Raw genomic sequence first — 26126 nt, 5'->3', positions numbered from 1 at the left:
CCTCCCCCGCCGCTCGGATTTTTTGCGTCTCCGCCGCGTTTTCGGGTCGGGCGCGCCCGCGGAGGAACAGGCCTATGTCGGCGACGCCCGGTAAGGGAACCATGACACGGTCGGAGTTGCCATGACGCGGTCGGATCCGGGCCCCGCTATCTGGTCCGTCGTCGCGGCCTCGATCGCCGCCGTTCTGCTCGTCGGTGCGCTCTCCGTCGCCGGGGGTGCGGCGGTCGACGACCCCACCGCACCGGGCGGGGAGGTCTCGACTGCGGGCGCGAGCCCCGTCGTCGCGGCCGGCGACGCGGCCGACGACGCCGCGCTCGGCGGGACCGCGTTCCACGGGTCGGTCGGTCCCATCTCGCCCGGGGCGGCCGGAAGCGCCGACAGGAGCCAGGTCGACGACGAGGACGCGATCCGCCTGCGGAACGAGCTGTCGACGACCGACGAGGCAGGGACCGTCGGCGTTACCACCCGCGTGCGGCTCCCCGACCGCGTCACGGCGTTTCGCCTGAGGCTGCTGAGCGCGAACGACGACGCGGTCGAGGCCGACGGGTTCGAGCCCGACGACGACGCCGACTCGGACGCGTCGGCCTGGGAGTGGGACGGCGAGACCGAGGACCCCTCGCTCACGTACGCGATGGACGCGAACGACACCGTCGACGACGACGGGCCGCTCGGCGCCCGCGGCTCCTACCGGTTCGTCGACGCCGGCGAGTGGTCGCTGGTCCGCACGCCGCGGACGAGCGCGGGCTGGTCGTACACCGGCGAGTACCAGGGCCAGGTCCGGCTGATCCGCGAGAACGCCGTCGACGGCGAGGGGGTCGCCTCCCAGGCGATGGCCTTTCTCGGCCCCTACGAGGAGCGCGTCCGCGAGGCCGCCGGTCAGCGCTACCGGCTGATCGTCCCCGAGGCGGCCGACATGGAGGCCTCGCCCGACGAGGTGTTCGGCGCCTTCGAGTCGTCCGCGACCGCCCTCCCGGTCGGCGCGCGCGACGACGAGGTGTTCGCGGTCGCCGCGCCCACCGACGGCGTCACGTGGGGGGTCCGCGGGCTCCAGACCGGCGACGCCGACCTGTGGGTCCGCGACACGGAGCCGGCGGGCACGGCGGCCGACGTCTGGACCCACGAGTACGTCCACACGCGGCAGGCGTACCGGGCCGAGCCGAGCGGTCGGTGGTTCACCGAGGGGAGCGCGACGTACTACGCCGCCCTGTTCGCGCTCGACCGCGGCGCCGCCGACTTCGACGACTTCGAGCGGACGCTGGCGCGCGGCGAGCGCGGCCCCGACGCCTCCGCGGTGCTCGCCGACCCCGGGACGTGGGAGGGGAACGCCGACTACACCAAGGGCGCGCTCGTCGCCGGAGCGATCGACCGCCGGATCCGCGTCGCGACCGACGGCGGCGCCTCGCTCGCGACGGTCCTCCGCGAGCTGAACGCGGCCGAGGGACGGATCACGAACGAAGACGTCCTCGACGCCGTCGAGTCGGCCGCCGCCGAGGGCGCCGACGACGAGACCGCGGCCGACGTCCGCGACGAGGCCGAACGCCTGACGACCACGCGGGAGACGGCCGAGACGTGGGACCGGACGGCCCACGCCGAGGCCTTCGGCGAGACGCCGGCGCAGGTCGGCTACGCGCTCGACGACGAGGAGATACGGGCGACGGGGGAGTACCGGAACCGCTCCGTCGACCGCGACCCGGTCGAGCTCGTCGCGGGCGAGGCGCTCGAGCTCTCGGTACTCGTCACGAACACGGGCGGCGTCGCCGGCGAGTACGACCTCGCGTTGACCGTCGACGGCGAGCCGGTCGCGAACCGGACCGGATCGGTGGACGCCGGGGAAGAGACGACCGCGCGCTTCGAGCACGCGTTCGCGGAGCCGGGCGAGTACGAGGTCCGGATCGCGGGCGAGACGCTGACCGTCGACGTCTCCGAGCCCGCACCCCCGCGCGTCGGGAACGTCTCGACCGACGCGGACCGCGTGACCGCGGGCGAGTCGGTCCGCGTGACCGCGGCGGTCGCCAACGACGCGAACCTCCCCGCGGGCGGAGACGTCGAGTTCCGCGTCGACGGCGAGACGGTCGCCACCGCGCCCGTGCGCCTCGACGCGGACGAGGAGGCGACCGTGGCCCGGAACGTGACGCTCGGCGAGTCAGGTGGCGCGGGCGGACCGATCGAGGACGACCGCGAGGTGACCGTGACCGTCGCGGGGCCCGTCGACGAGGCCTCGACGACCGTGACCGTCGAGGGCGAGGGGCCGCTCGACAGAGCGACGGACGACGGCGTACCCGGGTTCGGTCCCGCCGTCGCGGTGACGGCGCTGCTGGCGACCGGCGCGCTGCTCGGTCGTCGTGGGCGCGGCGGCCGGCGCGACCGCTGAACGCCGGGGGCGCCCCGTCCGTCGGTCAGGGGAGCGGACAGAGGCTCGCCGTGAGCACCGCGCGCTCGTCGGTGTCGTTCCGGGCGCCGTGGACCGCGCCGCGCTCGTTCGGGACCACCGCGGGCGCGGCGAGCGTCTCCTCGGCCCCGTCCCGAATCACCGTCGGCTCGCCCGCGATCACGTGGAAGACGTTGGTCGCGTCGGCGTGCTCGTGCGGGTCGACGGCGCCGCCCGGACCGAGGACGAACGCCTTGACGAGCACGTCGTCGGTGACGACGAGTTCGGCGGTCTCGACCTCGCCCGCCGCGGGTTCGAGGCCGTCGACGGCGTCCGCGTACCTGTCGAGGGTCATGCCCGACGGTCGTCGCCGTCGGTATAAAGTGTGGCGCCGGTGCTACTCGCGCGCACCGGGCGGGAGCGGGTCGGCGTGGTCGGCTATCGCCTCGGCGACGCGGTGCGGCTCCTCGTGAACGATCCAGTGGGTCGCGGTGTCGACCGTCAGCAGTCGGCCGTCAGCGCAGCGGTCGACGCTCCGGCCGGCCATCCGCTTGGCGAGGAAGCGGTCCCTCGCGCCCCAGATCACCAGTGTCGGGACCTCGACGCGGGTCCGCTCGGGCTCGGGACGGTCCCGCACGACCGCGCGGTACCAGTTCACCATCGCCTCGAAGGCGCCCTCGCGGCTCCACGCGCGTCGGTAGCGTCTGAAGTCCTCGTCGTCGAAGGTACCGGGGTTGCTCGACTCGCGGAGCCCCCGGACGGCCAGCCGCCAGTTTCCGGCGCTCGCGACGGCCTCGGGGAGCGTCGGGAGCTGGAACGCGAGCACGTACCAGCTCTTGAGCCGCTGGTCCCACGATCTGCGGAGGGTCTCCTCGAACACCGTCGGGTGCGGCACGTTGACGGCGACGAGCTCCGAGAGCCGGTCGGCGCGGTGCAGCGCGAGCCACCACCCCACCGCGGCCCCCCAGTCGTGGCCCGCGACGGCGGCGGTCTCGCGCCCGTACGCGTCGATCAGCCCGACGACGTCGCTGGCGAGCTCGTCGATCCGGTAGTCGCTCACCGACGGCGGCTTCTCAGAGAGGTTGTACCCGCGCTGGTCGGGGACGACGACCCGGTACCCGGCGTTGGCAAGCGCCGCGATCGTCTCGTGCCAGCCGTACCAGAACTCGGGGAAGCCGTGGAGCAGCACCAGCAGCTTCCCGTCCTCGGGTCCCGCCTCGACGACGTGGAGCCGGACGCCGTTGGTCGCGACCGCCCGCGACTCGCCCGGCACCCCCTCGGGGATCTCGTCCGACGGGACCGTCGCGTCGAGGGCGTCCGGACCGCAGACCGCTTCGGCCGACGCGTCGCTCATACCCGATCGTCGGGCGCCGGCGGCAAATAGCTACGCTCGCGGCCGCACACCGGGATCGAAATCCTCAAGCCGCTGGCAGGCCGCCTCTGTGACATACTCGTGTTTCTGACGCGCGGCTCGACGAGGCGAGGGACCCTCTCGGACCCGATTCCTCGACGGACGCCCGCCTCCCGTTCCGCGCGCGGACGGGACGTGTCGCGACGGGTCAGCGCGTCGCGGCCGTTCGGACGGATCCGCGGCGCTGCGGCGTCGGAGACACTCACCGCATAACATGGCACCGGACACGTCACAATCGGACGGGACCGTATCGACCGCTTCCGGATCGGGCGAGAACTCGACGACCGAACACGCACCGACCGAGCCCGCGCCGAACGAGACGGAGAGCGCTGCGGCCCCCTCGACGGCGGCGGACTCGGCGGGCACCGTGTCCAACGTCGTCCTCGTCACGATCGACTCGCTTCGCGCGGACGCGATCGCGCCCTACGACGCCGACCGGATCTCGCCGGTGATCGCGGACCTCGCCGGCGACGGGGCCGTCTTCGACCGGGCGTTCGCGACCGGCAACTGGACGCCGTTCTCGTTCCCGTCGATCCTCGCCTCCGAGCCCGTGTTCGCCAGGAACGGGAACATCGGCGTGGCCGACTCGCGGACGCTCGCCTCGGTGCTGTCGGAGGCGGGGATCGCGACCGGCGGCTTCAACGCCGCGAACGGCTTCCTCACGTCTCACTGGGGGTACCCCGAGGGGTTCGACGAGTTCGAGCCGTTCGTCACCAGCGTCGGGTCCAGCCGGTACAGCCGGTACCTCGCGGCGCACCCGACGGTGGAGGCGTGGATCCAGCTTCTCACCTCGCCGGTCAGGCGGCTCGGCTCGAAGCTCCGCGGACAGAGCGACGAGCGCCCGTTCCTCGACGCCTCGCGAATGTTCGACGTCGAGGACGCGGCCACGGACTTCATCGACGACGCCGACGGGCCCTTCTTCCTGTGGACCCACTACATGGACACCCACACGCCGTACGTCCCGGCGCCGCGGTACATTCGCGAGGTGTCGGACGGGCTCATCGGGACCCACCGGATGCTCCACGCGCACACCCGCACGAGCCTCGGGCTGGAGGTGGGCGAGCGGACCCTCCGCGAGCTGCGGACGCTGTACCAGGCGACCGTCAGGCAGGTCGACGCCAGCGTCGGACGCCTGCTCGACGCGCTGGAGGCGGCGGGCGTCGCCGACGAGACAGCGATCGTGATCGCGGGCGACCACGGCGAGGAGTTCCAAGAGCACGGCCACCTCGCGCACTATCCGAAGCTGTACGACGAGCTGATCCACGTTCCGCTCATCGTGAACGTCCCCGGCGAGAACGGCGGCCGCGTGTCCGAACACGTCGGACTCGACGCGATCCCGCCGACCGTGGCGGACTTACTCGGCGTCGAGTCGCCGCCGGAGTGGCGCGGAGAGTCGGTGGCGCCCGCGGTCCGTAGCGACGCCGAGCCGGAACAGGACCCCGTCGTCTCGGTGACGGTCCGCGGCGAGGAGGTGACCGAACAGCCGATCCCGCGGTCGATGGCCGACGGCGACCTCCTCGTGAGCGTCCGCGACGCGGAGTGGACCTACATCGAGAACACGGACACGGGCGAGACGGAGCTGTACCACCGCCCCTCGGACCCGACCCAGCAGGAGGACCTGTCCGCGGACCCGACCGAGGAGGAGCTGGCCGTCGTCGAGCGATTCGCGCCGATCGCCGCGTCCCACGCCGCCGAGCTTCGCGACCGAGAGGGGGACGCGACGGACGACGACGAGGTCGACGAGGACCTCGAGGCCCGGCTCGAGGCGCTCGGCTATCGGTGATGGTCCGGGCGATCCTCCGCGACCTCGCGAGCGGTCCGATCGCCGTCCAACTCCGTCGGTTCGTGATCGTGGGCGCGTTCGCCGCGGGGGTACAGATGGTCCTGCTGTGGGCGTTCGTCGACGTCATCGGGATCAACTACCTGATCGGCGCGACGATCGCCATCGAGATCACGATCCTCCTGTCGTACGTGTTCAACAACGCCTGGACGTTCGAGGCGAGCCAGCACACGGGCGTCGGCCAGTACCTCTACGGAATGCTCAAGACGAACGTGGTTCGCGGGAGCGCGATCCCGATCCAGCTCGGCGTCCTGTTCGTACTCGTCGAGTGGGCGGCGATCATGTACCTCGTCGCGAACGCGTTCGCCATCTTCGTCAGCGGGCTCTACCGCTTCGCCCTCGACTCGCAGTGGACGTGGGGGTGACGCGGCGGTCCGACGGGTTCCCGGTCAGAAGGGGAGTCGGGGCTCGACTCGGGCGATGACGTCGCGGATCGCCTCCTGCTTGTAGTAGCCGACCACCGACGCGAGGACGACGACGAGGACGAGCGCGATCCCGGAGAGGAACCGCCCGCTCGCCAGTTCGCCGCCGGCGTACACCGTGAGCACGTACGCGGGGAGTCGGCCGACGGCGATGACGGCCATGAACGCGGGGAGCCGCCACTTCGTGAGTCCGCTTAAAAAGCAGATGGCGTCGTCCGGGAGCCCGGGGATGATCACGAACGCGAACAGGCCCGGGAGCCCGACGGTGTCGACGAACCCGTCGAACCGGGCGACGACGTCCTTGTGTAGCACGTCCTCGACGAACGACCGGCCGTAGCGCTTCGACAGCGAGAAGGCGATAGCGCTCCCGATCAGCACGCCCGCCACGCTGTACACGGTGCCCCAGAGCGGACCGAAGAGGTACCCCGCGACGAGGGCGACGACCTGTCCCGGGATCGGTGCGACGATCACCTGGAGCGCCTGGATGGCGACGAACACGAGCGGCGCGAGCACCCCGAACTGCCGGAGCCACAGGCGCAGCGCCTCGGCGTCCGTGAGGAACGCGGCGTACTCGCGGACGAGGAGGTAGAGGCCGAGGAACGCGACCGCGACGCCGACGAGCGCGAGGATCCCCCGTCGTCTGTCCGACGCCGAGGCGAAGAGCTTCATTCGTGTTACATCCAGCCAGCGGCGGACTTGAAGGTTGTCAAAGTTGCAGTCGGTGTCGCCTGCCTCCTCGCTCCCAAACCCTCCCTCTCGCACGACCGGGAGTGCGGCCTACCGAAGGCCACCGCTGGTCAGGACGAAACCGGATGCGGGAGAAGCGAGCCGGGGCGACGCGCACGCGAAGCGTCTCGGTCGCCCACGAGAGCAGGCCCTCGTGAACGCGGGATCCCCGTCCCGTCCGTGTTCCCGTCGGTCAGCGCTCGCTGAGGAGGGAGGCCGAGCGTTCGATTCAACTGATCTGATGCGAATTCGGGCAGTACGCGAGGATCCCGAGCTCGTCCATCTTTGGCAGGTGGTTGTGGTGCAGCGTGATTTTCACGCGTTTCACCGTCTCTGACTCCACTGCATCGAGACCGACTTCTCGTTTAGCGACGTCGGACGCCAAGTCTGCGAGCTGCACCTCCGCGGGCTGTTCTTCGAGGACATCGAGCACCACACGGCGGCGTTCGGAGCTCAAGAGCGCGTGTCGCTCGCTCTCGGTTAGACTGGTCGTGCTCACCTGCTTGCTCCTGAATTCGTCTGTATTACTGGACATTGTGGTCTTGTAGGGCGACGCTGCTGTTTCTGTGAATGCCCCCCGCAATCGTAAGCGCGGTCCATAACTGATTAGACCGACGTCAACTGTAACGATCGTTATACTAACTGTATAGTGCGGTTTGGTGAGATTTACGTGTAGCGTAGGTGTCGGGATATCCCACAATCCGTTCCTCTGGCTTTCCGTCGGCGGAAAGTTGATGAAGCGAGAGGCCGGTAGACACGCAATGGATCGCGATTCGCTCACGGCGCAACTGGACGAGATCGGTGGCATTTTCGATGAGACAGCGGAACCGTTGACGACGCCGGAGGTCGCAGACCGCCTCGGCCTCGGCCGACGGACCGCGTACAACAGGCTGGAGCGACTCGTCGAGCACGGCCGCCTCAAAACGAAGAAGGTCGGAGCGAGTGCCAGGATATGGTGGCGGCCGCAGCCACCGCCCGAAGCGGGCGACGACTGGAACATCCGAGCCGGCCGATCAGCGCAGGTCACCCGCGTGGAACGACAGTTCCGCTTGCTCGTCGAGGCGACCGACGAGTACGCGATCTGTCTCCTCGACCCCGATGGGTACGTCCGGACGTGGAATCCCGGTGCTGCACGTATCACGGGGTACGACGCAGAGGAGATCCTCGACACGCATGTGTCGACGTTCTACACGGAGGAAGATAGAGCGAGCGGGATCCCCGAACGAAACCTGCGAGCGGCCGCTCACGAGGGCTCGATACGAGGTGCGGGGTGGCGGGTGCGCGACGACGGCTCGCGCTTTTGGGCGAACGTTACCCTTACCGCACTCCGGGATGACGAGGGCGACCTCATCGGATACGCGACGGTCACGCGCGACATGTCCGACCGCAAGCGTAGGGAGGCCGAACGCGAACTGCAGTACGAGACGACGCGCGACATCGCCCGGGCCGAGACCTTCCACGACGGGTTACGGGCGGCGCTACAGAACGTCTGCGAACTGACTGACTGGGAGTACGCCGAGGTCTGGGTCCCGACAGACGACGGGAAGCTACGTCGCACGGAGATCGAGTATTACGAAGACGGTTTCGCCGAGTTCGCGGTGTTCTCGGAGGGATACACGTTCGAGAGGAACGAGGGCCTCCCCGGGCGCGTCTGGGCGACCGGCGAGTTCGAGTGGGCGGCCGACCTTCCGAGCGGTTCGTTCGAGGCGTATCCACGGCGTGAGAGAGCCATCGACGCCGACCTGAAATCCTCGCTCGGAGTTCCGATCGTCGCGGGCGACGAGGTCGTGGCCGTGCTCACCTTCCTCATGAGGGAGATCCGAGACACCGACGAACGCCTCATCGAAGTCGTCTCGTCCATCGCGGCGGATCTCGGAGAGCTCCTCGTTCGGAGGCAGATCGAGGAGGAGGTGATACACGAACGGGATCTCACCGACCAGATCCTCGCAGTGAGCCCGATCGGAATTCAGGTACTGAACCGGGACGGGGAGATAACGCGGATGAACGACCGCGCTCTGGAGATCCTCGAGATTCCCGACGACCACGCGGAGTCCTATGCACCCGCAGAGCGAGCGACGTACGACGCCGATGGCGAACGGGTGTCTCCTGAGGATCACCCCTTCTCACGGGTGCTGGCCACCGGCGAAGCCGTGTTCGACTGGCAGGCCAGAGTCGCGCTCCCCGAGAACGGACACCGATGGTTGACCATCAACGCTGCCCCCGTTCTCGATGCCGAGGGCGAGATCGAACGAGTGGTTACGACCGGAAAGGACATCACTCAGCTCAAAGAGCAGACTCGCCGCTTGGAACGCCAGCGCGAGGAACTCACGCAGGAACTCGACGAGATGTTCGAGCGGATCTCGGACGGCTTCTACGCGCTCGACCACGAGTTCCGAATTTCCTATGTCAATGACCACGCAGAGCGACTCCTGGGGCTGGAAGGGTCGTCGGTGATCGGACGGGGCCTCGAGGAGGTACTCTCCCCTACTGCCCAGTTCGATGCCGCGCTCCAGCGAGCCCTCGAAGAACAGACACCGGTTCGTATCGAAGAGTACTACGAACCGCTCGACACCTGGTTCGAGAACACCGTCTATCCCTCCGAATCAGGGATCTCGGTCCATTTCAGGACCATTACTGAGCGCAAGGAACGCGAGCGAGCGCTCCAGCGAAAAGAACGGCGCTTCCAGACGCTCATCGAGAACTTCCCCAACGGGGCTGTCGCCCTCGTTGATGAGAACGTTCGCTACACCACCTTCGGGGGCACACCAGAGGGAGAGACGGACCTGACGAGAGGAGACCTCGAAGGAGGGCTCCTTCGAGAGGTACTGCCGACGGAACTCGCGGACGTCGTTATCCCCGGGTACGAGAAGGCACTCGAGGGCACTCCCTCCAGGTTCGTGGACACAGTCGACGACCGAGTCTACCAGTTCCAGTTCCTCCCGGTTCGGGACGAGGGCGGTGACGTGTTCTTGGCTATGGCGATGTCTCAAGACATCACGGAGCGGAAACAACGCGAACAAGAACTCCAGAACCGAATCCGCCAGCAGCAAGTGGTCACCGGTCTCGGCACACGAGCGCTGGAAGACTGGGACCTGGACGCGCTGTTGGCCGAGACCACCCGCCTCGTTGCAGAAACGCTCGATACCGATTACTGCAAAGTGTTAGACCTCGACGCTGACGCCGAAGAGTTCCTGTTGCGTCAGGGCGTCGGGTGGGACGAGGACGTCGTCGGCGACACGACGGTCTCGGCCGTCGAAGATGGTTCGCAGGCGGCGTACACACTGACGACCGAGGAACCGGTCCTGGTCGATGATCTGACGACCGAATCGAGGTTTAGCGGCCCCGCCCTTCTCCGCGATCACGACATCCGGAGCGGTATCAGTTCGATCATCGGTACCGCCGACGACCCGTGGGGCATCCTCGGCACGCACGATTCCGACCGCAGAGAGTTCTCCGAACACGACGGCACGTTCGTTCAGGCAGTCGCAAACATCCTTGCCGCCGCGATCGACCGTCACCGGCACGAGCAGGATCTGGTTCACCAGCGCGAGCAACTGGCAGCGCTGAATAGCCTCAACGACGTCATTCGAGATATCACCAGTGCGGTCATCGAACAAGCCACGCGCGAAGAAATCGAAGAAACGGTCGCTGAACGCCTCGTAGGGACGGAATCGTACCTGTTCGCCTGGGTCGGTGACGTAGACCCGAACACCCAGACGGTGAACGTGCGATCTGAAGCGGGCGTCGAAGGATACCTGGACGACATTACGATCTCTGTCGACCCGACTGACGAACGCAGCGAAGGAGCAACGGGACGCGCTCTCCGAACGGGCGAGATCCAGGCCACGTACGACCAACTGGACGATTCCCGCTACGACCCCTGGCGCGATGCCATGGAGGAGTACGGCTTTCGCTCGTCCGCTGCAGTTCCGATCGTCCACGACGACACCATCTACGGCGTGCTGAATATCTACGCGGGCCGCCCGAACGCGTTCACAGGCCAAGAGCGAACGATGCTCACCCAACTCGGCGAGATCGTCGGTCACGCCATTGCGGCTGCGGAGCAGAAACAGGCGCTTCTGAGCGACGAGCTCGTCGAGCTGGAATTCCAGATCGAGGACCTCTTCGCGGTCCTGGATGCACCGGTCGAAACGGAGGAGACGGTCACGTTCGAACATACGGTTGCGATCGGCGACGGACAGTCTCTCGTCTACGGGACCGCCACGCCGGAGTCCATGGAATCGATCCGAGGGCTCGTCGAAACGATTCCGTACTGGGAGTCGGTTACCGTCCGATCGGCGGGTGATCCCACCCGTTTCGAACTCCGGATCAGCAACTCATCGGTGCTTTCTGTCGTGGCGTCCCGTGGCGGATATATCGACAGCGCCGTCATCGAGGACGGGGACTTTCGGATGACGATCCACCTCGCGCCGACCGTCGAGGTCCGGCGAGTCATCGACAGTGTCAAAGAGGTGTACCCCGGAGCCAAGATGGTTCGCCGCCGGCAGTTCACCCGCGTAGAGGACGAGCCACACCCGTTCAACCGACAGCTCGTCGCAGACCTGACCGACCGACAGCGGTCGGCGGTGGAAGCAGCCTACCACGCGGGGTACTTCAAGTGGCCACGGGACCGATCTGGCGAGGAAGTCGCTGAATCGCTCGGCGTGTCTCCGCCTACGTTTCACCTGCACCTCCGGAAAGCCGAGCGGAAACTGTTTGAGCGGATACTGTCCGCGTCGGTGTGAAGCAGCGCTGTCGAAACTCTCCCGGGGGCAGTTTCACGCCCGCTACGGACCCCTCGCTAGCGCTCGTCGTTCCGAAATGCGGGAAAAGTGGGCCGGCACGAATTTGAATCGTGGTTACGGCCACCCGAAGGCCGAAGGATACCAAGCTACCCCACCGGCCCGCACTCGTGAGAAGGCCGCTCGTTCTTTTAACCTTTCCGAAAATCGGGGCGATTCGGGGATCGATTCCGACCGGAGCCGCCCGCCCAGCGTCCGCCTCACGCCTCGAAGTACCGGTCTCGATGCGCCCGACACCCGGGGTTGAACGCGGCCCCGCAGCGCGGGCAGGCGTCGTCGTCCGGCGTCTCCCGACTGTCACCGGGCGACGCCCGGTTACCCGAGGGACTGTGTCCCTCGCTGCCAGCGGCGCGTTGCGCCTCGCCGTCGAGGTACTCGCGGGCGGTCAGGACAGTCCGGCAGGCGCCACAGAGAACCGCCAGCTCGTCGAAGCGGTCGCGGGGCCAAGGCTCGGTCTCGTGATCGGTCGTGGCGTCGTGACAGGCGTCGCAGGGGTAGTACGCCTCACAGCAGCCGAACCGGAGCGCGACCACGTCGACGGGGCCGTCCCAGTGGGCGCAGCGGGTCTCGGGGTCGACGGCGACGCCCCGGAGTGGAACCGCGAACCGGTCGTCGGTCGCGGGGGCGGTCGTGGTCCGCCGCTCAGTAGGACTCGTAGCCATCGGTGTCGAGCCAGTTGTGGACGACCGAGATAGTGTGGTCGGCGTGGAGCAGCTCGGGACCGACGCGCACGCGGCGATCCGCGCGGTCCGCGAGAAACGACTCCTCCGCGGCGGTGAAGTCACGGTGGTCCGAGAGCACGAACACGGGCTCCGGCGGCGGCGCGGCGTCGGCGAGCGGGTCGCCGTCCTCGTGGAGCTGAATGAGCGTCGGGCCGGCGGTCGCGCCCGTGCCGCTGCCGTCGAGCAGTCGATCCAGCGTCGCTTCCAGTCCCATTCGGCGGATCTCGACGCCCGGCGAGACGTCGGCGGGCATGTGGCCGATGGCGTCCGCCCTGGCGTCGAGCGCGTCGCGCACCCGGGCGGCGACGTTGCGCTCGTCCGGGTGGAGGTGCCGGAGGGTATCGGAGTCGAAGGTAACGGTAAGCTCGTCGGCGACGACGAGGTGGACCCGCACGGCCTCGCGGATCCCGTGCGAGAGGAAGACGCCGGTCGCGACGCACCGACAGAGCAGGTCGAGCCGTCCCGCGCCGGGGAGATCCGACAGCGAGACCTCGTCCGGATCGGTCGGCGTTTCGTGACCGACGACGACGAACTGGCGCATACGCTCGGGTCGATCCGGATCCTGATAAGGCACGCGGCCGAAGGACACCGCATGAGCGTCACCGGACTCTGTCAGGTGTGCGAGGAGGCGCCTGCCCGTCACAGCTGTCCGCGGTGCGGGAACGCCGTCTGCGACGACCACTGGAACGACGCCAGGGGCGCCTGCGCGACCTGCGTGCAGGGCCGCCAGCAGTGAGTCGGCGGGCGTCCCCTATCGGTGCCGATTCAGCCGCTTTTTGAGTCGCTTCGCCGCGTCGCCCGCGGCGCCGAAGTACGTCGCCTCCTCGCCCGGACGGCTCGACTCCTCGCCGGCGAAGATGATCCCGCGCGAGGAGTTGACGAGTCCGACGTCGACCGCGGCGTTTGGGCGGGCGGCGAGCCCGTGCTCGACCGCGGCCTCCGCGTCGCCGCCCTGCGCGCCCACGCCGGGGACGAGGAAGGGGATCTCGGGGACGATCTCGCGGACCGCCGCCAGCTCCTCGGGCGCGGTCGCCCCGACCACGAGCCCGACGTTGTCGTTTGCGTTCCACACGTCCGCGAGCGCCGCGACGCGCTCGTAGAGCGGCTCGCCCGAGGCGAGTTCGAGGTCTTGGAGGTCGCTCCCACCGGGGTTCGAGGTGCGACAGAGGACGAACACGCCCTTCTCCGCGCGGTCGAGAAACGGCTGGAGCGAGTCGCGGCCGAGGTACGGGTTCACGGTGATCGCGTCCGCGTCGTCGAGCGCGGCGGCGTACCGCCGGGTCGTGTTGCCGATGTCGGCGCGCTTGGCGTCGAGGAGGACGGGGACGTCCTTGCCGTGGGCGTAGGCGATCGTCTCCCGGAGCGCGGGCCACCCGTCGGCGTCCTCGTAGAAGGCGGCGTTCGGCTTGTAGCAGGCGGCGTGCTCGTGGGTCGCGTCGATGATCCGGCGGTTGAACGCCCACCGCGGCAGGTCGGCGTCGGCGACGAACTCGGGGAGCCGGCTCGGGTCCGGGTCGAGCCCGACGGAGACGACGCTGTCCGTCGACTCGATCCGGGCCGCCAGCGTCTCGAAGAAGCTCATGCCCGCCACTGCGTCCGCGGGCGCGCTAAACGTTGCGTTCCGCCGCGGGCTCGCGATCGCCGACCGGCGGGAGCGATGGCGGTCGCTATCGACGTCCCCTTTCACCGGAGTTCAGTCACGCCACGAGCCCCAGCTGGCGACGGAGGTCGCGCCGCCGGAGGCGGATCGCGTCCGCCGGCGGGCACTGGACGACGACGGGGGGCGGGCCCGCCCGTTCGTGCGCGCGCGTTGCGTCGCTTCGGATCGCGTGATATTCCATATCCCACGTCGGGCTGTCGCGCGTAAACTCTGCGGCCCTAATTACCTTAAGCGCCCGACGTGAGCCCTCGTCACTCACGAACCGAGATTGGCCCGTCGACCGTCCGTCACTCGTTGCGATCGCCGGCGCGTCCGTGCCCGGCACACACCGTGATCGTCCCGAACAGGTACCGCTCCTCCGTCACCGTCTCCGCGTTGTCCGCGAGCGACCGCCGCGCGGCCGCCGTCCGCGCGTCGAGCTGACCGAGCGGATCGCCCGCCTCCAGGTCGAACAGCCGTCCGTTCAGTCGGGCGAACGCGGAGAGGGCGGCGTTCGCGGGACGACTCCCGCGCGGCGCGAACGCCGCGACAGCGACGCTGTCGGCCAGCGTGCACCAGTCGCTCACGACCGCGTACGGGTCCGGGAACAGCGACGTGACGAACGTCGCGAGGACGGCGTCGGCCGCCCCGATCGGCGGGTCGGTGGCGTCGCCCCGCACGAACTCGACGTTTTCCCACCCTCGGCGGTCGGCCAGCCGCCGCGCCCGGTCAAGCATCGCGCCGGTGACGTCGACGCCGACGACGCGGCCCGTCGGTCCCACGGCCGCCCGGAGCGCCGGAACGTTGACGCCTGGGCCGCAGCCGAACTCGACGACGGTGTCGCCCGGGTCGAGGTCGAGCGCCCGCACGCACCCCGAACGCACGCCCCCGACCGACGCGGTCGCCCGCGCGAACCAGTCGTAGGTTCGCGCCCACGCCCCGTAGCCGCGCTGGATCCGACGGGTCGCCGACTCCTCGGCGTTCGCCGGGGGAACCCCGTCGCCCGAGTGCGGCCGCGACGGTGCCGACCGCGACCGCGGCCGCCGACGGTGTCGGGTCACGAGGGAGTCCGAACCGTCGCGGGAGCGGTCTTGGGCCACCACAGCTCCGGCCCGTCGCGCGCGACGGTGGAGTAGCACTGCTCGCTGCCGTCGCAGTCCCGCGGCCGCTGGTAGGCGATTCCCCGTTCCGCGAGGTACGTCACGTAGCCGTCGTCGACGCGGTCGAGCTTCTCGTGACACACCCACTTCTCGCCGTACCACCGTGTGCCCACCTCGCGGTACGGACAGGTGAACGTCGTCCGCTCGGCGCCGGCCTCGCCGCGCGTCTCGTCGATGTCGACCCCGACCGACCGGTACGCCAGCCGCAGCCGTCGGACGACGCGCTCGGGCGACGACGCGCCGAGGAAGAGGCCGTGTGCGAGGACGTAGCCGAAGCCGTGGAGCAGCCGCTCGAGACGGGTCAGGTCGTTCGGATCGTCGTCGAGGGTCGACCGCAGCGTCGCGTACCAGTCGGCGATATCGGTGACTTCCTCGGACACCTCGTCGGCCGCCGCGAGCGCCCGCCGCTTTCCCGGGAGCGGCGCGGCCCCGTCCGAGAGCCGGAAGGACGGCACCGCCTCGACGTGTTCGAGCACGTCCTCGCGGAGAACGTCGCCCGCGGCGTACGATTCGGTCAGCTCCGCGAGGTCGGGGTACCACTCGCGCACCAGCCTGCCGTACGTCCCGTCGAGGAGGTCGTCGACGCGGGCGAGACGGTCGTCGCCGCGATCAGATCCGTCGACGTCGGCAGCCGCGGGGAACGCGTCGACGACCCGCCGCAGTTCGGTGGGATCCGGTCCAGCCATGCGTTAACGTGGCGCTCGACAGGCTTGAATTCGCAGGTTACGGGCGGGTCCGTCCCCGGCGAACACCGGTTGCTCGAGGATGGGTCGTGCTCGTCGACGCTCACCTCGACTGGTCCGTCGCCGCCTCGACCGGCTCCGACGACCCCTCGTGTTCGGAGAGCATCTCGACGAGCTCCAGCAGGAGCGACACCACGACCGGTCCGACGATGATGCCGACCGCGCCGACGGTGAGGATGCCGCCGACGAAGCCGACGAAGTAGAGCCCGGGCGATATCTTTCCCGTCCACCCGGCGAGCTGCGTCCGGATCACCGCGTCCGGGACGAAGGAGACGACGCCGAGTCCGAACGCCAACACGAGGACCGCCCGCGTCGTCTCGCCGATCAGGATGTCGCCGGCCCCCAGCGTGACGACGAGTACGCTGGGCCCGACCACGGGAACGAACTGGAGGGCGCCGGCGATGACGGCCAGCAGGACCGGGGAGCCGTACCCGAGGAGCGCGAACACCGCGACCGCGAGCACGAACGTCGCCGCCGCCGTCGCCGCCTGGAGGACGTAGATCGAGTACAGGGTCTCCCGCGTCCGCTCGTGGAGCCGCGTCGGAATGTCGTGGTACTCGGCGGGGACCACGCCGAAGACCGCGGCTCCGACCGCCCCCGGTCGGTAGAGGATCCCGTACACGAGGAAGGTGAACACGACGAGTTCGAGCACGAGCCGTGGCGCCGCGGCCGCGACCGCGAGGGCGGCCTGTCGGACCCACGCTTCGGCGGCCGCCACGTACGGCACCATGTCGACGGTCAGCTCGAATCCGCCCGCGCTGATCGGGACGGCGTCGGGGATCCGCCTGATAATCCCGATCAGCTCCGCCCGCCGACGATACAGCACGTAGAGCAGCGGGACCACGAGGAGCACGGCGGCGGCGAAGGCGACGACGGTGGTGACGGCGCACGCGATCCGGCGAGACAACCCCCGTCCGACGAGCCGACTGCGGACCGGGTAGAGGACGTACGCGACGGTGACCGCGAAGACGACGGTCCGCAGCACTTCCGCCAAAACGACCGCCGCGAGGGCCGCCACCGCGACGAGCAACGTGCCCAGCAGTCGCCGTCGGTTGAGCAACATGGTATCGGGTCGCAACCGCGGCAAAAAGCCGTTGCGGTAGCGTCGTTCCGTGGAGTTCGACCGCCGACGCCGGCCGCTCGCCGCGGCGGTGCGTCTCGTCCGGTACCGCCACGAGAGACCGTAGCACCTAACCTCGCGCCCCCCGCACGTCCGGTATGCGCATCGACCCGTTCGGCCTCGAACGCTGGTTCGCGGAGTACGAACACGAGGCCGACATCATGCTGGCCGAGAGCGGGATCCGCTCGCTCGACGCGAGCAGATTCGACCTCGACCCGGGACGGCTCGACTACGTCATCCCGACGAACGGCGACCCCGACTTCCGCGCGGCTGTCGGCGACCGCTACGGCCGGAGCGCCGACGAGGTCCTGTTCACCTGCGGGACCCAGGAGGCGAACTTCCTCGCGTTCCTCTCGCTCCTGGGAGACTCCGAGGGGCCCGAACCCGACTCGCCCGTCGGCTCCGGCACCCACGCCGTCGTGGTCACGCCGACGTACCAGGCGCTCCACGCGGTCCCCGAGGCGTTCGGCGAGGTCACTCGCGTCGAGCTGGAGCCGCCGGAGTGGGAGCTCGATCCGGACGCGATCGCCGACGCGGCCGGCGACGACACCGCGGTGATCGTCGTGAACAACCCGAACAACCCCACCGGCCGATATCACGACGAGGCGGCGGTGCGGGCGGTCTACGACGTCGCCGTCGACCGCGACGCGTACCTGCTCTGTGACGAGGTGTACCGGCTGCTGTCGGACGAGCCGCAGCCGCCGGTCGCCAGCTTCGGGGCGCACGGGATCTCGACGACGAGCCTCACGAAGGCGTACGGGCTCGCCGGGCTCCGGTTCGGCTGGATAGCCGGGCCGGAGGCGGTCGTCGAGCGCGCGTGGCGGTGGAAGGACTACACCACCATCTCGCCGTCGCTGTTCGGCCAGCACGTCGCGAAGCAGGCGCTCGGTCGGCGCGAACCCCGGATCTTGGAGGAGAACCGCGAGCTGGCGGCGGCGAACCGGGCGACCGTCGCGGAGTGGATCGACCGCCACGGTCTCGACTGGCACGATCCCGTCGGCGTCAACGGGTTCGTGACGGTGCCGGACGGCTTCGGCGACGCCGAGTCGTTCTGCCGGACCGTCGTCGAGACGGAGAGCGTCGTGCTGGCGCCCGGCACCCTGTTCGGCTTCCCGGACCGGTTCCGGATCGGCTTCGGGCTCCCGTCGGAGGAGCTGGAGGAGGGGCTCGACCGCGTGAGTCGGGTCATCGAGGGAGGTGCCTGAGATGGGGCTCCTCGACGAGCTCAGGGAGGACGTGGTCGGCTTCGTTCGGGATCCGACCGACGAGCAGAAGGCGCTGTTCGTCGCGGTCGTCGCCATGATGATCGCCGACCGGGCGCTGTGGTGGGTGGAGTTCCCGTTCGTGGTGCGGACGACCGCCGCCGTCGGCGTCGGCTTCATCGGGCTGTTCGTCGCCAGCTACCTGCTCACCGGGAAGTTCGTCCCGCCGGACGAGAACCCCGACGAGGGCGAGGAGTACGTCGACGAGCTCGACCCCTGACCCGGGGGCGACTACGCGGCGGCTCGCCCGCTCGCTCGGCGGCGCGGACGCGCACCGAACCCCGTCGTCGGCGCCGTTCCAAACCGTTTATACACGCGCCGGAAAAAGAGGCGCGCATGCCTCGAGAGCAGAAGCAGGTTCGCGAACTTCAGGAGGGAAGCTACGTGATGATGGACGATTCGCCCTGTAAGATCAACCACTACAGCACGGCGAAGCCCGGGAAACACGGGAGCGCCAAGGCGCGCGTCGAGGGCAAGGGCGTCTTCGACGAGAAGAAGCGCTCGCTCTCCCAGCCGGTCGACGCGAAGGTCTGGGTCCCGATCATCGAGCGGAAGCAGGGACAGGTCGTCTCCGTCTCCGGCAACGACGCGCAGGTCATGGACCTCGACACCTACGAGACGTTCACGATGCGCATCCCCGAGGGCGAGGACTTCACCTCCGACGACACCATCGAGTACCTCGAGTACGAGGGCCAGCGCAAGGTCGTCGGGTAATCGAGGGATGTTCCCCGGAGCGACGGCGGACCGCGAGGCTGCTTCGTACGTGGTCGTCGGCGCTCCCCTCGACGCCACGACCACGTTTCAGCCGGGCACCCGGTTCGGACCGGACCGGGTCCGGCGATTCTCTCAAACGTACGACGACTACGACCGCAGAACGGACAGCGACTTCTCCGCGCTCGGCGTCCACGACGCCGGCGACGTCGACCCGTGGGACGACGTGGCCGCGTACCTCGACCACCTCGCCGCCGAGCTCCGGAGCGTCACCCTCGACGGCGCCGTCCCGCTCGCCCTCGGCGGCGAGCACACCGTCACCTACGCCGGCGTCGAGGCGGCCGATCCCGACGTCCTCGTCGTCTGCGACGCCCACCTCGATCTCAGAGACGCGTACGACGGGAACCCGTGGAGCCACGCCTGCGTCACCCGTCGGTGTCTCGACGACCTCGGCGTCGACCGGGCCGTCATCGTCGGCGCGCGCACGGGCTCCGAGGCGGAGTGGGAGCGCGCCGCCGCCGCCGACGTCGAGGTCGTCCCCCCCGAGGACGCCCGTGCGTGGCTGGACGGACTCGACGGCGGCGACGGCACCGACCCCTTCGCGGGCGAGTCGGTGTACTGCTCCGTCGACGTCGACGGGCTCGATCCCGGCTTCGCGCCGGGCACGGGGACGATGGAGCCGTTCGGGCTCGACCCGCGCGAGGCGCGCGACCTCGTCCGAGCGGTCGCGTCGCGCGCCGACGGCTTCGACGTCGTCGAGGTGAACGACCGCGACGACGGGCAGGCCGCGGCGCTGGCGGGCAAGCTCCTCCGTGAGTTCGTGCGGACGCACGCGGCGGCGCGAGACGAGTGACCGCGTCGGTCGGGGGACCGACCGCCTACGACAGCTCGGAGAGGCGTCGCCGCGCGGCGCTGACGGCCTCCATCGCGTCGATCCACTCGCGCGGATCCGTACACCAGATTCGGTCGCCCTCGACGCTGACGCAGAACACGGAGTCGGCGGAGGGCGAGAGGGTGACGCCGTCGACGTCGGACCGGTCGCCGAGGTAGGCGTCGATCAGGCGTCGGGCGGTCTCCGCCTCCGGTCGGAGGCGACTGCCGGCAGCGTACTCGATGGCTATCTCTGCCATGCTCCGAGCTACGAACTACACGATTAATAACTACTGTTTTCTGGCAGCGCTTGCGGCGGTCTGGGTCGGCGCGCCCGCAGGCGTCGCCTGGGACGGTGCGGTCGACTCAGCGGGCGTCGTACACGACCTCGCCGTCGACGACGGTCATCGCGACGTCGACGTCGCGGATCGCCGTCGGGTCCGCCCACGGCGACTCGTCGAGGGCGACGAGGTCCGCGCGCTTGCCGACCTCGACCGTGCCGAGCCGGTCCTCGTCGAAGCCCGCGTACGCCGCCCCGCGGGTGTACGCGCGCAGCGCCTCGGTCACGGTGAGCCGCTGCGCCTCCGCCCGGGCGTTGACCGCGTGGTGGACGCCGAGGAGGGGGTCCATCGGCATCCCGTCGGAGCCGAACGCGAGGTCGACGCCCGCGTCGAGCATGTCGCGGTAGCGGTTCGTCGCGGCGGTGCGTTCCCGCCCGAGTCGGGACTCGTACAGCCCGTCCTCGCCCGCCCACTTGAGGAAGTTCGGCTGGGCGCTGGCGACGACCCCCGACGCGGCGAGCCGGTCGATCGCCTCGTCGTCGGCGAGTTCGACGTGTTCGACCCGGTGGCGCGACTCGCCGGGGTCGGTGCGGGAGGCCTCCTCGTAGGCGTCGAGGACGGCGTCGACCGCCTCGTCGCCGATGGCGTGCGCGGTGAACTGGTAGCCGGCCTCGGTCGCCGCGGCCACCGTCTCCGCCAGTTCGTCGGGGTCGACGACCCACTGGCCGGTCTCCTCGGGGTCGTCCGCGTACGGCTCGGAGAGCTTCGCGGTCCGCCCGCCGAAGCTCCCGTCCGTGTACGACTTGATCGCGCCCGTCTGGACCATCTCGCTCCCGTCGTTCGTTCCGAGACCGACCTCGCGGAGCGCGTCGAGGTGGTCGCTCCAGTAGTTGACCCTGACGCGTGCCGTCAGCTCCCCGGCGGCGTCGAGCTCGCGGTAGGCCCGCGGCGCGTGGGAGTTGCGCACCATGTCGTGGAACCCCGTGATCCCCTTCGCGGCGCAGTCGGCCAGCGCGGCCTCGACGATCTCCCGGGTCTCGGCCGGGCCGGACTCGAACGCCTCGTAGATCGGGTCTATGGCGCTCTCCAACAGGACGCCGGTCGGCTCGCCGTCGTCGTCGGTCGGCACCGTCTCGTCGGGCGCCGCGGCGAGCGCCTCGGCGAACCGATCGAGGGCGACCCCGTTGACCGCGGCGACGTGCATGTCCTCGCGGAACGCGGCGACGGGCCGCTCAGCCGAGACGCGGTCGAGGTCCGCCCGCGTCAGGTAGCGCTCCTCCTCCCACGCCGACTCGTCGTAGCCGTAGCCGAGGACGGGGTCGTCGGCGTCGGCCGAGTCGCCGGACCCGTCACCGGCCGCCTCCACCTCCGCCGCCCGTTCCGCCAGCAGCTCGACCGCCTCGTCCGGGGAGTCGGCGGTCGAGAGGTCCGCGTGGACGAGGTAGCGCCCGACCGTCGTCAGGTGGGTGTGCGCGTCGACGAAGCCGGGGAGGAGGACGCGCCCGTCGAGGTCGACGACGTCGGTGTCGACCCCCTCCAGGAACGCAATCTCGCGGCTCCCGCCGATCCGGACGATCGCCCCGTCCCGGACCGCGACCGCCTCGTGGGTCTCGTCCGGCGTCGCGAGCGTGTGGACCTCTCCGTTCACGAACAGTCGGTCCGCGGCCTCTGTCATGGCCGAACCCGGGAAGGGAAGCATGTTAACCGTTCGGGAAACGGCGACCGACCCGCAGCAACCCGCGACCGACCCCGCGAGAATCGTCGACCGATTTATTCGGCGACCGCGAGAAGTCCCGCACATGTACGACCGGATCCTGCTCCCCACGGACGGCAGCGAGGGCGTCGACCGCGCGATCGAACACGCCGTCGACGCCGCACAGCGGTACGACGCGACCCTCCACGTGCTGTACGTCGTCGACAGCGACGTGATAAACGCATACTCCGGCGACGAGTTCGTCGACGGCGCGGAGGGCGCCGAGGAGACCCTCGAGGAACGGGGTCGCGAGGCGCTCGACGCGGTGGCGGCGCACGCGGCCGACGCCGGCGTGGAGACGGTCACGGACCTGACCTACGGCGTTCCCGAGGAAGAGATCCTCCGCTACGTCGACGAGGCGGCGATCGACCTGACGGTGATGGGCTCGAAGACGCGCTCCGGCGACTACCGGCGGATGCTCGGCTCCGTCACCGAGCGCGTCTCGCGCCGGTCGACGGCGCCCGTCAGCATCGTGAAGACGGCCGTCGCGGCGTAGGCGGCGGCGACGGTCGAGGGGGCCCGACTCAGACCCCGTTCATCGACCGAACGAACGGGACCCCCACGGCGTCGGTGAGGCCGGCGAACGGGAGCACCGAGAGGACGAACACCGCCGAGGCCCAAGCGACGAAGCCGATGATCCCCGCCTGTACCCACGAGGCGGCGTATCGCCGGCGGATCAGCCACACCCACGCGACGAGCGGCATGAACTCGCCGATCAGCGGGAGCCACGAGAGGAACAGCGCCGCGAGCGCCCAGACGATCGCACCGAACAGCGCCGTGAACACGGCGTGCCCGTAGTCGCGCGTGCCGGTGACGACCGCGGCGGCGATGAAGATGGCCAGTCCGCCGACGAGCAGTCCGACGACGAACGTAATGGCGGATCCGATGAGCGTCATGGCCCTCCTCGTTCGGGAAAGTACTTGGACCCGTCGTCGCCACGACCGGCGCAGGCCGGGTCGAGTCCGTCCGTGCGCACGCCGCGGAGCGGTGCCCCTTTGTGAGTCGGTCGGCAACGTCCGGCGATGAACGTCCGGCTGACCTACGAGAACGGGACGATCCGGGTCGATCCGGGCGACGCGGCCCCCGCCGACGGCGACCCCCTGGAGTCGCTCCCGCCCCTTCCGGGCGTGGAGGCCGACCCCCGCACCGGCACCGGACGGGCCCCGGCGTACCGCTACGCCACGATCCGGCGCGCCCTGGAGGTCGCCGGCGCGAGCGTCGAGGACCGCGTGCTGGACGCGAGCGACCGCGCCGCGAGCGAGGCGGGGCTCCCGGACGCGCTCGCGACCGACTACGACCTGCGGGAGTACCAGCGCGAGGCGCTCGACGCGTGGCGCGACGCGGGCGACCGCGGCGTGCTGGAGCTCCCGACCGGGGCCGGCAAGACCGTGATCGCGATCCGCGCGATGGTCGAGCTCGGCGTCCCGACGCTCGTCGTCGTCCCCACGGTCGACCTGCTCGACCAGTGGGAGCGGGAGCTGGAGCGGGAGTTCGACGTCCCGATCGGGCGGTTCGGCGGCGGCGAGCAGCGCCGCGAGGCGGTCACGGTGTCCACGTACGACTCGGCGTACCTGAAGGCCGACGGCGTCGGCGACGCCTTCGAGCTCGTCGTCTTCGACGAGGTCCACCACCTCGGCGGCGAGGGGTACCGCGACGTCGCGCGGCTGCTCGCGGCGCCCGCGCGGCTCGGGCTGACGGCGACGTTCGAGCGTCCCGACGGCGCCCACGAGACGGTCGCGGAGCTGATCGGCGAGCGCGCCTACGCGCTCGACGTGGACGACCTCGCGGGCGACCACCTCGCCCCCTACGACATCCGCCGGATCGAGGTCGAGCTGACCCCCGAGGAGCGCGAGCGCTACGACGAGAAGCAGGGGACCTTCGTCGAGTACGTCCGGGACGCGGGGATCACGTTCTCCAGCGGGAGCGACTACCGGGAGCTCGTGAAGCGCTCCGGGAACGACCCGGCCGCCCGCGAGGCCCTCTTAGCGAAACAGGCGGCCCGCGAGATCATGATGAACGCGCGGCGGAAGGTCGACCGGCTGGAGTCGATCCTCGACCGCCACCGCGGGGACCGCGTGATCGTGTTCACCGCCCACACGGACCTCGTCTACCGGCTCTCGGAGCGGTTCCTGTTGCCCGCGATCACCGCCGAGACGGGGGCAAAAGAGCGCCGCGAGATCTTAGCGCGCTTCCGCGACGGGACCTACGGCCGGGTCGTCGCCGCGAACGTCCTCGACGAGGGCGTCGACGTGCCGGACGCGAACGTGGCGGTCGTGCTCTCCGGCTCCGGGAGCGAGCGGGAGTTCACCCAGCGGCTCGGGCGGGTGCTGCGTCCCAAGGAGGACGGCGGCCGGGCGACCCTCTACGAGGTCGTCAGCGCGGAGACGGCCGAAGAGCGGGTGGCGAGCCGGCGGCGGTAAGCGGGGACGATCGAGGCACCGTATTTAAATAACGGTAAATGACGGCGGATTATTTATAAGTAGACGGGTGGTGGCGCGTGCCTGCGAGGCCGCTTTGCGACCGAGCAGCACCGCGCGAGGGAGTCGCTGGCGGCGAGCGCCGCCAGCGACAGGGCGAGAGCGAAGCTCTCGCGTGCAACCGGACGTAGTCCGGTGACGAGGTTGGGGAGGCGTGAGGTGCGGGGCGGTTCGGGGTGGGACTCAAAGGGGCAGTCACGAAACGGGCGCAGGTGACCCAAGGACCGCAGGGAACGAGCGGAGCGAGTGACCGAGGACCGCAGCGAACGTGCGCCCGTCTCGTGGCTGGGGCTTTGGAGGCTGTCACCGTGGATCGGTCGGTCACGTATCGCCTCGTGGCTGGGGCTTTGGCGGTGTTCGTGTCAGTGAGCGGTTTATAAACAAACATGTACAGCCGAACGACTGGTGCGTTGAAGGCGTACCCCACCGATCCGCCATCAACATCGAACCGGTTCAGTCGTCGTCGAGGTCGAGCGAGCGCTGCTCGCCGAGCTCCTCCTCCAAGCTCCCGCGCTCCCAGCTCCGAACGGCGTCGCCCTCGACCTCGGCGCGGAGCTTCTCCTCTAAGAGGTTCACGGCGACGCTGTTGGCGCCCTCGGGGATGATCACGTCGGCGTGTTTCTTCGAGGGCTCGATGAACTGCTCGTGCATCGGCTTCACCGTGGAGAGGTACTGGTCGATGACGCCCTCCAGGTCGCGGCCGCGCTCGATGACGTCCCGGCGGATCCGGCGCAAGATGCGCACGTCGGCGTCGGTCTCGACGAACAGCCGGAGGTCCATCATGTCGTTTATCTCTTCGTCGTACAGCGCGAGGATACCCTCCAACACGATGACGTCGGTGGGGTGGACCGTGACGCGCTCGTCCTTCCGGTTGTGGATCTCGAAGTCGTACTGGGGCATCTGGACGGACCGACTCCCCAACAGCGTTTCGAGGTGCTCGCGGAGGAGCGACCACTCGAACGCCGAGGGATGGTCGTAGTTGACGGACTGTCGCTCTCCGAAGTCGAGGTGCGAGAGGTCCTCGTAGTAGTTGTCGAGCGGGATGCGGGTGACGCTGTCGCCGAGGTCGCGGGTGACGAGCCGGGAGACGGTCGTCTTCCCCGCGCCGGTACCCCCCGCGATCCCGATCACGAACGAGGGTATGGCCATGTGCTCGCTCGGACGCCGGAGGGTTTGAAGCCTCCTTTTCGTCTCGCGTCCGCGCCGGGATCGGCCACGGTCGCCTCCGCCGGCCCCGCGTGCCGTTCCGTCGCCCAACTCGGTCGGACCGCCGACCGCTCTGCCGATCGGTGAAGTAGGATCGGAATCGGTATAACGGTACCGGGGGCAGCTTTTAGCCGTTCGGGGCGGATCCACGGCACATGCGAACAGACACCACGGTTCGCGACGTGATGCATCGCGAGTTCCTCGGCGTGAGCGAGTCGGACCGGCTGTCGGACGCGACCGCGCTGCTGGTCGACGAGGGGACCGACTGTCTCGTCGTCGTCCGCGGGGGGGAGCCCGTCGGTCGGCTCGGCTGCCGCGACGCGCTCGCCGCGCTGCTCGACGCCGAGGGGACGAACGGAGGAGGCGACGCCGACGGAGACCGCGACGAGCTCACGGTCGGGTCGGTGATGAAGTCGCCGCTCCCGACGGTGTCCCCCGACGACTCGCTCGCCGCCGCCGAAGAGCGGCTCGTCGCCGAGGGGGTCGACCGCGTCGTGGCGGTCGACGAGGGAGAGGCGGTCGGCGTCGTCACCGCCGGAGACGCGCTCGCCGCGGGTGCCCCCCGGACGGGCGACGTCGCCCGCGAGGCGGTCGTCGACGACCGATCGCTGCA

General features: G+C 69.7%; 27 protein-coding genes and 1 tRNA gene. 12 read left to right on the top strand and 16 right to left on the bottom strand.

Features of this window, described 5'->3' with window-relative positions; translation table 11 throughout:
• The first annotated feature begins 121 nt into the window (after positions 1–121).
• Positions 122–2371 (top strand): PGF-CTERM sorting domain-containing protein, encoded by a 2250-nt coding sequence (locus tag U4E84_RS05795; RefSeq protein ID WP_369698423.1) that lies wholly within the window; start codon positions 122–124, stop codon positions 2369–2371.
• A 25-nt stretch (positions 2372–2396) separates the two neighbouring features.
• Here the strand turns inward: U4E84_RS05795 and U4E84_RS05785 are convergent, their stop codons facing one another.
• Complete coding sequence (locus U4E84_RS05785; protein ID WP_322531146.1) at positions 2397–2723, bottom strand: cupin domain-containing protein; 327 nt, start codon at positions 2721–2723, stop codon at positions 2397–2399.
• Positions 2724–2765: 42 nt separating this feature from the next.
• Positions 2766–3722, bottom strand: coding sequence for an alpha/beta hydrolase (locus tag U4E84_RS05780; protein WP_322531145.1), 957 nt, complete (start codon positions 3720–3722; stop codon positions 2766–2768).
• Between the two features lie 271 nt (positions 3723–3993).
• Here U4E84_RS05780 and U4E84_RS05775 point away from each other — a divergent pair, with 271 nt between their 5' ends.
• Positions 3994–5562: a sulfatase gene (locus U4E84_RS05775; RefSeq protein WP_322531144.1), complete on the top strand. Its 1569-nt coding sequence runs from the start codon at positions 3994–3996 to the stop codon at positions 5560–5562.
• A complete protein-coding gene (locus U4E84_RS05770) occupies positions 5562–5984 on the top strand; it encodes a GtrA family protein (RefSeq protein ID WP_322531143.1) in 423 nt (140 codons plus the stop codon). Before U4E84_RS05775 ends, U4E84_RS05770 begins: the two co-directional genes overlap by 1 nt.
• A 24-nt stretch (positions 5985–6008) precedes the next feature.
• Here the strand turns inward: U4E84_RS05770 and U4E84_RS05765 are convergent, their stop codons facing one another.
• A complete protein-coding gene (locus tag U4E84_RS05765; protein ID WP_322531142.1) occupies positions 6009–6710 on the bottom strand; it encodes a TVP38/TMEM64 family protein in 702 nt (233 codons plus the stop codon).
• Between the two features lie 286 nt (positions 6711–6996).
• Positions 6997–7266 carry a hypothetical protein gene (locus U4E84_RS05760; RefSeq protein WP_322531141.1) on the bottom strand — a complete coding sequence of 90 codons (270 nt, stop codon included), beginning with the start codon at positions 7264–7266 and terminating at the stop codon, positions 6997–6999.
• 262 nt (positions 7267–7528) lie between these two features.
• Here U4E84_RS05760 and U4E84_RS05755 point away from each other — a divergent pair, with 262 nt between their 5' ends.
• The gene (locus tag U4E84_RS05755; protein WP_322531140.1) at positions 7529–11512 is read left to right on the top strand and encodes a PAS domain-containing protein; all 3984 of its coding nucleotides are present in this window, start codon (positions 7529–7531) and stop codon (positions 11510–11512) included.
• Positions 11513–11600: 88 nt separating this feature from the next.
• Here U4E84_RS05755 and U4E84_RS05750 read toward each other — a convergent pair.
• The 3 genes from U4E84_RS05750 to trmY all read right to left on the bottom strand — a co-directional run bounded on the left by U4E84_RS05750 (position 11601) and on the right by trmY (position 12832).
• Positions 11601–11673 (bottom strand) — tRNA-Pro (locus tag U4E84_RS05750).
• 96 nt (positions 11674–11769) lie between these two features.
• A complete protein-coding gene (locus U4E84_RS05745; protein ID WP_322531139.1) occupies positions 11770–12231 on the bottom strand; it encodes a CHY zinc finger protein in 462 nt (153 codons plus the stop codon).
• Positions 12212–12832: a tRNA (pseudouridine(54)-N(1))-methyltransferase TrmY gene (gene trmY / locus U4E84_RS05740; RefSeq protein WP_322531138.1), complete on the bottom strand. Its 621-nt coding sequence runs from the start codon at positions 12830–12832 to the stop codon at positions 12212–12214. The genes U4E84_RS05745 and trmY overlap by 20 nt, the downstream gene beginning before the upstream one ends.
• 51 nt (positions 12833–12883) lie before the next feature.
• On the opposite strand from trmY, the gene U4E84_RS05735 reads away from it, so the two are divergent.
• Positions 12884–13027, top strand: a complete 144-nt coding sequence (locus U4E84_RS05735) for a zinc finger HIT domain-containing protein (protein WP_322531137.1) — start codon at positions 12884–12886, stop codon at positions 13025–13027.
• A gap of 15 nt (positions 13028–13042) precedes the next feature.
• Here the strand turns inward: U4E84_RS05735 and pyrF are convergent, their stop codons facing one another.
• From pyrF to U4E84_RS05710, 5 genes are all read right to left on the bottom strand, one after another.
• On the bottom strand, positions 13043–13873 hold the full coding sequence (gene pyrF / locus U4E84_RS05730; protein ID WP_322531136.1) for an orotidine-5'-phosphate decarboxylase: 831 nt from the start codon (positions 13871–13873) through the stop codon (positions 13043–13045).
• A gap of 115 nt (positions 13874–13988) precedes the next feature.
• Positions 13989–14132 carry a hypothetical protein gene (locus U4E84_RS05725; protein WP_322531135.1) on the bottom strand — a complete coding sequence of 48 codons (144 nt, stop codon included), beginning with the start codon at positions 14130–14132 and terminating at the stop codon, positions 13989–13991.
• A 106-nt stretch (positions 14133–14238) separates the two neighbouring features.
• Positions 14239–14991, bottom strand: coding sequence for a methyltransferase domain-containing protein (locus U4E84_RS05720; RefSeq protein ID WP_322531134.1), 753 nt, complete (start codon positions 14989–14991; stop codon positions 14239–14241).
• Positions 14988–15776, bottom strand: coding sequence for a hypothetical protein (locus tag U4E84_RS05715; protein ID WP_322531133.1), 789 nt, complete (start codon positions 15774–15776; stop codon positions 14988–14990). The genes U4E84_RS05720 and U4E84_RS05715 overlap by 4 nt, the downstream gene beginning before the upstream one ends.
• Positions 15777–15876: 100 nt before the next feature.
• On the bottom strand, positions 15877–16896 hold the full coding sequence (locus tag U4E84_RS05710) for an AI-2E family transporter (RefSeq protein WP_322531132.1): 1020 nt from the start codon (positions 16894–16896) through the stop codon (positions 15877–15879).
• A 155-nt stretch (positions 16897–17051) separates the two neighbouring features.
• Between U4E84_RS05710 and U4E84_RS05705 the strand changes: the two genes are divergently transcribed.
• The 4 genes from U4E84_RS05705 (at position 17052) to speB (ending at position 19779) form a co-directional block, all read left to right on the top strand.
• Positions 17052–18158: an aminotransferase class I/II-fold pyridoxal phosphate-dependent enzyme gene (locus U4E84_RS05705; RefSeq protein WP_322531131.1), complete on the top strand. Its 1107-nt coding sequence runs from the start codon at positions 17052–17054 to the stop codon at positions 18156–18158.
• Position 18159: 1 nt separating this feature from the next.
• A complete protein-coding gene (locus tag U4E84_RS05700) occupies positions 18160–18435 on the top strand; it encodes a hypothetical protein (RefSeq protein WP_322531130.1) in 276 nt (91 codons plus the stop codon).
• Positions 18436–18551: 116 nt separating this feature from the next.
• Positions 18552–18929 carry a translation initiation factor IF-5A gene (locus tag U4E84_RS05695; RefSeq protein WP_322531129.1) on the top strand — a complete coding sequence of 126 codons (378 nt, stop codon included), beginning with the start codon at positions 18552–18554 and terminating at the stop codon, positions 18927–18929.
• A 7-nt stretch (positions 18930–18936) separates the two neighbouring features.
• A complete protein-coding gene (speB, locus tag U4E84_RS05690; protein WP_322531128.1) occupies positions 18937–19779 on the top strand; it encodes an agmatinase in 843 nt (280 codons plus the stop codon).
• Between the two features lie 25 nt (positions 19780–19804).
• Here speB and U4E84_RS05685 read toward each other — a convergent pair whose 3' ends face one another.
• Entirely contained in the window at positions 19805–20056 is a 252-nt protein-coding gene (locus U4E84_RS05685; protein ID WP_322531127.1) for a hypothetical protein, read from the bottom strand.
• 106 nt (positions 20057–20162) lie between these two features.
• Positions 20163–21752, bottom strand: coding sequence for an amidohydrolase (locus U4E84_RS05680; RefSeq protein ID WP_322531126.1), 1590 nt, complete (start codon positions 21750–21752; stop codon positions 20163–20165).
• 124 nt (positions 21753–21876) lie between these two features.
• On the opposite strand from U4E84_RS05680, the gene U4E84_RS05675 reads away from it, so the two are divergent.
• Positions 21877–22326 carry a universal stress protein gene (locus U4E84_RS05675; RefSeq protein WP_322531125.1) on the top strand — a complete coding sequence of 150 codons (450 nt, stop codon included), beginning with the start codon at positions 21877–21879 and terminating at the stop codon, positions 22324–22326.
• Positions 22327–22354: 28 nt separating this feature from the next.
• On the opposite strand, the gene U4E84_RS05670 is transcribed toward U4E84_RS05675, so the two are convergent.
• The gene (locus tag U4E84_RS05670) at positions 22355–22726 is read right to left on the bottom strand and encodes a hypothetical protein (protein WP_322531124.1); all 372 of its coding nucleotides are present in this window, start codon (positions 22724–22726) and stop codon (positions 22355–22357) included.
• A 126-nt stretch (positions 22727–22852) separates the two neighbouring features.
• On the opposite strand from U4E84_RS05670, the gene U4E84_RS05665 reads away from it, so the two are divergent.
• Positions 22853–24250, top strand: coding sequence for a DEAD/DEAH box helicase family protein (locus tag U4E84_RS05665; RefSeq protein WP_322531123.1), 1398 nt, complete (start codon positions 22853–22855; stop codon positions 24248–24250).
• A gap of 510 nt (positions 24251–24760) precedes the next feature.
• On the opposite strand, the gene udk is transcribed toward U4E84_RS05665, so the two are convergent.
• The gene (gene udk, locus U4E84_RS05660) at positions 24761–25456 is read right to left on the bottom strand and encodes a uridine kinase (RefSeq protein ID WP_322531122.1); all 696 of its coding nucleotides are present in this window, start codon (positions 25454–25456) and stop codon (positions 24761–24763) included.
• Between the two features lie 212 nt (positions 25457–25668).
• Here udk and U4E84_RS05655 point away from each other — a divergent pair.
• On the top strand, positions 25669–26126 hold a 458-nt coding region (locus tag U4E84_RS05655; protein WP_322531121.1), incomplete at its 3' end, for a CBS domain-containing protein.

The organism is Halorubrum sp. AD140 (genome assembly GCF_034497445.1).
Lineage (GTDB): Archaea > Halobacteriota > Halobacteria > Halobacteriales > Haloferacaceae > Halorubrum.
The sequence above is the reverse complement of the archived record's forward strand: the minus strand, read 5'-3'. Positions and strand labels throughout refer to the sequence as shown.

Excerpts from the sequence above, each read along its gene's own strand:
- U4E84_RS05745 (WP_322531139.1), bottom strand. The coding sequence starts at position 12,231 with ATGGCTACGAGTCCTACTGAGCGGCGGACCACGACCGCCCCCGCGACC.
- U4E84_RS05780 (WP_322531145.1), bottom strand. The coding sequence starts at position 3,722 with ATGAGCGACGCGTCGGCCGAAGCGGTCTGCGGTCCGGACGCCCTCGAC.
- U4E84_RS05755 (WP_322531140.1), top strand. The coding sequence starts at position 7,529 with ATGGATCGCGATTCGCTCACGGCGCAACTGGACGAGATCGGTGGCATT.
- U4E84_RS05775 (WP_322531144.1), top strand. The coding sequence starts at position 3,994 with ATGGCACCGGACACGTCACAATCGGACGGGACCGTATCGACCGCTTCC.
- U4E84_RS05710 (WP_322531132.1), bottom strand. The coding sequence starts at position 16,896 with ATGTTGCTCAACCGACGGCGACTGCTGGGCACGTTGCTCGTCGCGGTG.
- U4E84_RS05695 (WP_322531129.1), top strand. The coding sequence starts at position 18,552 with ATGCCTCGAGAGCAGAAGCAGGTTCGCGAACTTCAGGAGGGAAGCTAC.
- U4E84_RS05770 (WP_322531143.1), top strand. The coding sequence starts at position 5,562 with ATGGTCCGGGCGATCCTCCGCGACCTCGCGAGCGGTCCGATCGCCGTC.
- U4E84_RS05685 (WP_322531127.1), bottom strand. The coding sequence starts at position 20,056 with ATGGCAGAGATAGCCATCGAGTACGCTGCCGGCAGTCGCCTCCGACCG.
- U4E84_RS05795 (WP_369698423.1), top strand. The coding sequence starts at position 122 with ATGACGCGGTCGGATCCGGGCCCCGCTATCTGGTCCGTCGTCGCGGCC.
- U4E84_RS05700 (WP_322531130.1), top strand. The coding sequence starts at position 18,160 with ATGGGGCTCCTCGACGAGCTCAGGGAGGACGTGGTCGGCTTCGTTCGG.
- udk (WP_322531122.1), bottom strand. The coding sequence starts at position 25,456 with ATGGCCATACCCTCGTTCGTGATCGGGATCGCGGGGGGTACCGGCGCG.
- U4E84_RS05735 (WP_322531137.1), top strand. The coding sequence starts at position 12,884 with ATGAGCGTCACCGGACTCTGTCAGGTGTGCGAGGAGGCGCCTGCCCGT.
- U4E84_RS05785 (WP_322531146.1), bottom strand. The coding sequence starts at position 2,723 with ATGACCCTCGACAGGTACGCGGACGCCGTCGACGGCCTCGAACCCGCG.
- U4E84_RS05680 (WP_322531126.1), bottom strand. The coding sequence starts at position 21,752 with ATGACAGAGGCCGCGGACCGACTGTTCGTGAACGGAGAGGTCCACACG.
- speB (WP_322531128.1), top strand. The coding sequence starts at position 18,937 with ATGTTCCCCGGAGCGACGGCGGACCGCGAGGCTGCTTCGTACGTGGTC.
- U4E84_RS05665 (WP_322531123.1), top strand. The coding sequence starts at position 22,853 with ATGAACGTCCGGCTGACCTACGAGAACGGGACGATCCGGGTCGATCCG.
- U4E84_RS05715 (WP_322531133.1), bottom strand. The coding sequence starts at position 15,776 with ATGGCTGGACCGGATCCCACCGAACTGCGGCGGGTCGTCGACGCGTTC.
- U4E84_RS05670 (WP_322531124.1), bottom strand. The coding sequence starts at position 22,726 with ATGACGCTCATCGGATCCGCCATTACGTTCGTCGTCGGACTGCTCGTC.
- trmY (WP_322531138.1), bottom strand. The coding sequence starts at position 12,832 with ATGCGCCAGTTCGTCGTCGTCGGTCACGAAACGCCGACCGATCCGGAC.
- U4E84_RS05725 (WP_322531135.1), bottom strand. The coding sequence starts at position 14,132 with ATGGAATATCACGCGATCCGAAGCGACGCAACGCGCGCGCACGAACGG.
- U4E84_RS05765 (WP_322531142.1), bottom strand. The coding sequence starts at position 6,710 with ATGAAGCTCTTCGCCTCGGCGTCGGACAGACGACGGGGGATCCTCGCG.
- U4E84_RS05705 (WP_322531131.1), top strand. The coding sequence starts at position 17,052 with ATGCGCATCGACCCGTTCGGCCTCGAACGCTGGTTCGCGGAGTACGAA.
- pyrF (WP_322531136.1), bottom strand. The coding sequence starts at position 13,873 with ATGAGCTTCTTCGAGACGCTGGCGGCCCGGATCGAGTCGACGGACAGC.
- U4E84_RS05675 (WP_322531125.1), top strand. The coding sequence starts at position 21,877 with ATGTACGACCGGATCCTGCTCCCCACGGACGGCAGCGAGGGCGTCGAC.